We start from the raw sequence: 5,598 nt of genomic DNA, 5'->3' as shown, positions 1-5,598 counted from the left end.
GCGCACGTCCTTGTCGAGGATGAAGTTGATGCCGCTGTTGCGCGACACCACGTCGAGCACGGTGCGCAGCCCGGCGTCGCGGAAATCGAGCGAGATCGGGCGGGTCTCGGCCAGCCCCTTCTGGTTGGCGCGCGCCTCGGCCTGGCGCACGTCGACCTCGATGCGGCGCTGGAACGCGAGCAGGTCGGAGTTGCGCGGGTTGTCCTTCAGCGCCTGCTCCACCACGCGCAACGCGGCGGCGTTCTGCTGCGCGGCGGCCAGGCGCTCGGCCTCGGTGAGCGCGGCGCGCTGGCGCTGCTCGGTGGCCACGTCGGCGAGCAGGTCGTCGATGCGGCTGCTGGTCGGGTTCAGCGCCTTCGCGCGGCGCAGCGCCTGCTCGGCGACCTCGTAGCGGCCGGCGGCACGCGCGGCGGCCGATTCGGCGATCAGCCGGGCCAGCGCCTCGGTGCGGGCCTGCACCTGGCCGCTGCGCAGCGTGGTGCTGTTCGGGTACTCCTTCAGCCCGGCGTCGAGCTGGCTGAGGGCCTGTTCGTAGTTGCCGGCGCGCAGCGCCTGCTGGGCTTCGTCGCGGTAACGCTGCTCGGCGCAACCGGCGAGCAGCAGCGCGGCCAGTGCGAAGGGCAGTGCGCGGAGGGTTCGGGCGAGGGTGGTCATGCTGCTGCTGGCGTTCACTGCGGTGGCGGCGCGATGCCGATGGTGGCGCGCTGCCCGAGGGGCGGGTAGACCAGCTGCACGGCCTGGTCGGTGATGGATTCGACGACATAGCCGTCGTCCAGGCGCTGGTCGACGGCCACCTCGATCGGCACGCCGGTGCCTTTCACGAGGTAGACGATCGAGGCGCCTTCGGGCGTGAGCATGCGGCCGAAGAAGCGGTAGTTCATCGGCGGGGCCATCGGTGCCGGCGGTGGCGGCGCGACGACGGGCACCGGCTTCGGCGCGGGTGGCGGAGGTGGTGCGGGTGGCAGGACCGGCTGGAAGATGTCGCGCTTGGCGGGCTCGAGGGCCTKGGCCGGCCACTGTGCGGGCAAGGGCCCGGCGGGCGTGGCGCGATCCCAGCGCGCGGGGCCGGGTGCCGCCTGCAACAGCGGGCGCTCGTCGGCTGGCGCAGGCGCATCGTTGCCGCGCACCGCGGCCGCGACCAGCGTGGGCGCCTGCCGCGTGGCCCACAGCGAGGCGGCGGTGAGGGCGAGCGTGCCGCCCAGGGCCCACCAGAGGCTCTTGCGCATCGGCATCAGCGGCTGGCCTCCGAGGCGCGGGGCGCCGGTGCGCTCGCCGCGGTCAACAGCGGGCGGCTCCAGCGCGTCAGCAACAGCGTGGCCTCGACATCGACCGGGCTCGTCAGCACACGCAGGTTCAGGCGAGCGACGGTGGTGCTGGCGTGGCGGTCGAGCAGCTCCTTCAGCACGAGCTTGACCTGCGGGTACGGGCCGCGCAGCGTCAGCTGCAGGTCGTGGCGGCCGAGCTGCTCGGCGGTGGCGGCGCGGGGCGTGTCGACCAGGCTGACGACGGCGACGCCGAGCTGGCCGGTGACGCGCTGCATGTCGCGCACCCAGTCGGCGGTGCTGGCGTCAACCGGGAGGCGGCGGGCGAAGTCGGGTTCGGGCTCGGCGGCGGCGCTGGCGGCGGCGGGCGCCGGGCGGGCCTGGAGCGTGGCGAGATCGCGCCGGGCTGCCGCCAGCTCGCGCTGCTGGAGATGCACCCAGGCGCCTGCCGCGGCCACCGCGGCGAGAGCCGCGACGCCGCCCAGCGCCCAGGCCAGCCACGGCAACGGCGCCTGGTGCCATTGGCGCGACAGCGCCCAGCTCAGCGGCAGGTTCTTGAAGGACGACATCGGTGCCAGCCGCCAGCAGGTCAGCGCGGGGCGGGGACGTGGTTCGGCAATGGAGCGACGGCGATGGAATGGCTGTGCGGCATGGGATCCTCCCGTGAAGCGCACCGCGAGGTCTTGTGGAGCCGTGGTCTGGTGCGCGGAACCGGGTCACGCCCGGCGAGGAAGGAGTGTCGCGCAGAAATGACCGGGATTTCGCGACGGATCCCTGACTTCCGGGCCCCGGTTCGTCACTMGATCACGTCATACAGCCGCACGATGAACGACACCTGGTACAGCAGGTTGCCGACCGCGAACGCGCCGTGGAACACCGGGTGTCGGATGAGCGCCGCGGCGCCGCACAGCAGCACGTAGACGCCGGCCCGCAGCGGGTACTCGAGCCCGAGCTTGGGCAGCAGCGCGCTGCCCTTGATCCAGGTGTCGCCCAGGTCGACCACGAAGCTCAGCGCCAGCAGCGCGAAGAACCAGCGGCGGCGCGACAGGAAATAGTCGCGCCAGCCGTCGTATTCATCGAGGTCGATCGGGAACAGCACCGCGCACAGCAGGTAGTTCAACCCCGCGTAGAACAGCACGAAGGCATAGAGCTCGAAGCGCCACACCGGCAATTGCGCGAGCCGGAACTCCCACCACCAGAAGTGCACCAGCAGCAACAAGGTCGAGGCCGTCCACAGCAGGTGCACCCAGTACGCCTTCTGCCGGCCCGGATGCTGCACGAACACCGCCAGCCCCGACAGCAGCCGCGCGATGCTCAGGCTCACCACCATGCTGAGCACGATCCGCAGGTGCAGGAAGACGGCGGGATCGGGGGCGGGCGAGGCGGCAGTCTCCATGGCCAGGCGCAGGCGCTGCGCGATCAGAAGCCGGCGTCGATGAAGACCTGCGGCCCCTGGAAGGTGTAGCGCACCTCGCCGCGCGGGTCGCGGCGCGTCTCGGTGAGCTTGTACTGGTCGTAGCGGTAGCCGGCGCCGAGCGCGAAGTTGCCGGTGAAGCGGTACTGCAGGTTGGCCTGGAAGTTCAGCAGCCGGCCCTTGTGGCCCTTGTAGTTGATCGCGAACGCATCGGCGCGGCCCGAGGCCAGCCAGCTCGGCGCGAACGACCAGGTGCCGTAGGCGCCGACCGTCGGCAGCGGCACGGTGTGCGCGGCCTCCTCGCGGCGGACCGCGACGGTGCCGCCGTCGACCTGGCCCAGGCCCTCGACGATGAACTTGAAGCGCGTGACGTGCAGCCCGGCCACGGCACCGGCCTCGGCCTCGTCGGTCTTGTAGAACGAGTAGCCGACGCTCGCCCGCGCGACCTTCGAGTCGAACTCGCTGTCGACCGAGGCCGACACCGGGAAGGTGGTGTCGTCAACGACGATCTCGGTCTCGAGCAGCGTCTTGTCAGCACTGCGCTTCAGCGAGAAGTACTCGAACTCGGCACGCCAGCGGTCGCCGAAGCGCGCACCGACCAGCAGCGTGCCTAGCGTCTTGTGCTCGGGCAGGCCCAGCTCGTCCTCGAGGTGCAGGTCGGTGCCGGTGGTGCCGCTGTTCGAGCGGTCGACCTGGATGTGCGAGCTGATCGACGGGCGGAACGCGCCGATCTGCACCCACAGCTTCTGGTTCAGGTAGTCGGTCGCGTCGGCGGCTTGCGCACCGGTGGCGGCGAGCAGCAGCCCGGAAGCGACGGCGATCGGACGGCAACGGCGGAATGGCATGCGGTGCTCCCCTGCAATCTGTGAAATCGTTCGCGGTGCGCGAGCCTATCCGGGGCCGGAAGGGGCGTCAATCGCGGGTGCGAACCCAGGGACTGGCGTGGGATCCGCCACGTATTGCGTGGACTGCCGCAGCGGTGGCCTGCCGACAATGGTGGCTTCTTCCAGAGAGCCTCCCATGCCGCAGTCGACCGGTCCGTCCCCTTCCTCCGTTGCCAGCTCGCGCGATTCGCTGATGGCGATGGGGGCAGGCGCATTGATGGGGGCCGTCGTGATGCACATGGCCGAGCAGCGCGGCGACAGCGGCCTGAGCCTCGCGATGGCGGTGCTGTTCGTGCTGTCGGGCTGCGCATCGGTCGTGCTCGCGATGCTGAGCCGGCCGCACCGCTTGAAACCGTGGCAGCGGCGCGGCGAGATCAAGGGCTGGATGCTGGCGCTCGGGCTGGGCCTGCTGGCCGCGGTTCAGGTCAGCGCCCTCATTTCCTGAGCCGCGCGACATCGAGCGGCGAGACTTCCGCTCCCCCATTGCCCCAGGAGCCGCGCACGTAGCTCAGCACGCTGGCCAGCTCGGCATCGCTGAGCACGGTCGCGAACGGCGGCATGCCGTAGGGCCGCGGGTTCGCCGGCGTCGACGGCGCGAAGCCGCCTTCCAGCACGATGTGCACCAGGTTCGCCGGCGAATCCATCGTCACCGCACGGTTGCCGGCCAGCGGCGGATAGGCGGGCGGCGCGCCTTCCCCGTCCTCGCCATGGCAGTCGACGCAGTGCTGCTTGTACAGCTGGCCGCCTTGCGCCATCACCGCCGCCGGGGCGGGCGGGTTCTTCACCTCCTGCCGCGACAGGGCCTTCAGGTAGGTCGCCATCGCGAGCAGGTCGTCGGCGCTCAGGTGCTGCAGGCTGCCGGTCACGACCTCGGCCATCGGCCCGGTGACGCTGCCGCCGCGCGACGCATCGGCGACGCCGCTGCGCAGCAGCGCGACGATCTTCGGCAGTTCCCACTCGCCCACGCCGGCCTCGCGCGCATCGCTGAGCGACGGCGCGTACCAGTTCTGGATCGGGATCAGCCCGCCGCCGAGCGCGATGCCCGAGCTCGCACCGAGCGCATTGCGGCTCGTATGGCAGGCGTTGCAATGGCCCAGCCCCTCGACGAGGTAGGCACCGCGGCTCCAGGCCGCCGAGTGCGTGCCGTCGTGCGGCATCGAGCCGGGCCGGAAGAACGCGGCACGCCACACCGCCAGCGCCGCCTGCGTGTTGTAGGGAAACCCCAGCGCATGCGGCCGGTTCGGTTTGTCGGTGGGCGGCAGGCTGCGCAGGTATGCGAACAGCGCATCCGAATCCTCGCGCGTGACGCGGGTCAGTTCGGTGTACGGGAAGGCCGGGTACAGCAGCCGGCCGTCGGCCGAGCGGCCGTTGTGCATCGCGCGCCAGAACAGCGCCGCGGTCCAGCCGCCGAGGCCGTGCTGCGGGTGCGGCGTGAGGTTCGGGGCGAACACCGTGCCGAACGGCGTCGCGATGCCGCGGCCGCCGGCATACGGCACGCCGCCGCGCTCGGTGTGGCAGCCGGCGCAATTGCCGGCGCGGGCCAGGTATTCGCCGCGCGCCACCTGCTGCGGGGTGAAGGGCGCGGCATCGGCGACCAGCGGCGACTCGTCGCGGAAGTTCAGCGCCATCACCAGCGCCACCCCCACCCCTGCCGCGGCGGCGATCAACAGCGCGATCACGATCAGCGCGCGCATCATGGCGACACCTTCGTCACGTCGGGAACGCCACCGCAGGTGATCGGCAACGCGGCGGGCAGCGTCGCAGCCGGATGCGCCGGCTCGGGCACCCGCTGCACCGCCAGCCACTGCGCGACCACGCTGACCTCGTCGGCCGCCAGCGCCTGCGCCACCTGCGCCATGCAGTCGGGCGCCAGCGCGCGGCGCGTGCCGGTGCGCCAGGCGCCGAGCTGCGCGACCAGGTAGTCGCGCGGCAGCCCGAGCAGGCCGGGAATCGCCGGGGCGACGCCGGTCAGCGTGGCGCCATGGCACTGCGTGCAGGCCGGCAGCTTGCGCGCGGCATCGCCGTTGCGCACCAGCGC

The 5,598-nt window shown here is 71.9% G+C and carries 7 protein-coding genes and 1 pseudogene; 1 reads left to right on the top strand and 7 read right to left on the bottom strand.

Annotated features, from left to right (window positions below; translation table 11 throughout):
- The 5 genes and pseudogenes from AC1D12_RS23085 to AC1D12_RS23065 all read right to left on the bottom strand — a co-directional run.
- A pseudogene (locus AC1D12_RS23085) lies at window positions 1-654 on the bottom strand (hypothetical protein); the annotation flags it as partial.
- A 14-nt stretch (window positions 655-668) separates the two neighbouring features.
- On the bottom strand, window positions 669-1,232 hold the full coding sequence (locus AC1D12_RS23080) for a hypothetical protein (protein ID WP_477843089.1): 564 nt from the start codon (window positions 1,230-1,232) through the stop codon (window positions 669-671).
- Entirely contained in the window at window positions 1,232-1,831 is a 600-nt protein-coding gene (locus AC1D12_RS23075) for a hypothetical protein (protein WP_477843087.1), read from the bottom strand. The genes AC1D12_RS23080 and AC1D12_RS23075 overlap by 1 nt, the downstream gene beginning before the upstream one ends.
- Before the next feature lie 227 nt (window positions 1,832-2,058).
- Window positions 2,059-2,658 carry a hypothetical protein gene (locus AC1D12_RS23070; RefSeq protein ID WP_477843085.1) on the bottom strand — a complete coding sequence of 200 codons (600 nt, stop codon included), beginning with the start codon at window positions 2,656-2,658 and terminating at the stop codon, window positions 2,059-2,061.
- A 23-nt stretch (window positions 2,659-2,681) separates the two neighbouring features.
- Window positions 2,682-3,521: a hypothetical protein gene (locus AC1D12_RS23065; RefSeq protein ID WP_477826378.1), complete on the bottom strand. Its 840-nt coding sequence runs from the start codon at window positions 3,519-3,521 to the stop codon at window positions 2,682-2,684.
- A gap of 175 nt (window positions 3,522-3,696) precedes the next feature.
- Between AC1D12_RS23065 and AC1D12_RS23060 the strand changes: the two genes are divergently transcribed.
- On the top strand, window positions 3,697-4,005 hold the full coding sequence (locus AC1D12_RS23060; RefSeq protein ID WP_465111304.1) for a hypothetical protein: 309 nt from the start codon (window positions 3,697-3,699) through the stop codon (window positions 4,003-4,005).
- Here AC1D12_RS23060 and AC1D12_RS23055 read toward each other — a convergent pair.
- Complete coding sequence (locus AC1D12_RS23055) at window positions 3,995-5,254, bottom strand: c-type cytochrome (protein WP_477843091.1); 1,260 nt, start codon at window positions 5,252-5,254, stop codon at window positions 3,995-3,997. The two genes, AC1D12_RS23060 and AC1D12_RS23055, sit on opposite strands and share 11 nt — an antisense overlap.
- On the bottom strand, window positions 5,254-5,598 hold a 345-nt coding region (locus AC1D12_RS23050), incomplete at its 5' end, for a c-type cytochrome (protein ID WP_477843083.1). The genes AC1D12_RS23050 and AC1D12_RS23055, both read right to left, overlap by 1 nt.

It is taken from the genome of Rhizobacter sp. P1_G5 (genome assembly GCF_056405435.1).
Note: the sequence above shows the minus strand (reverse complement) of the source record. Positions and strands in the feature narration are given on the sequence as shown.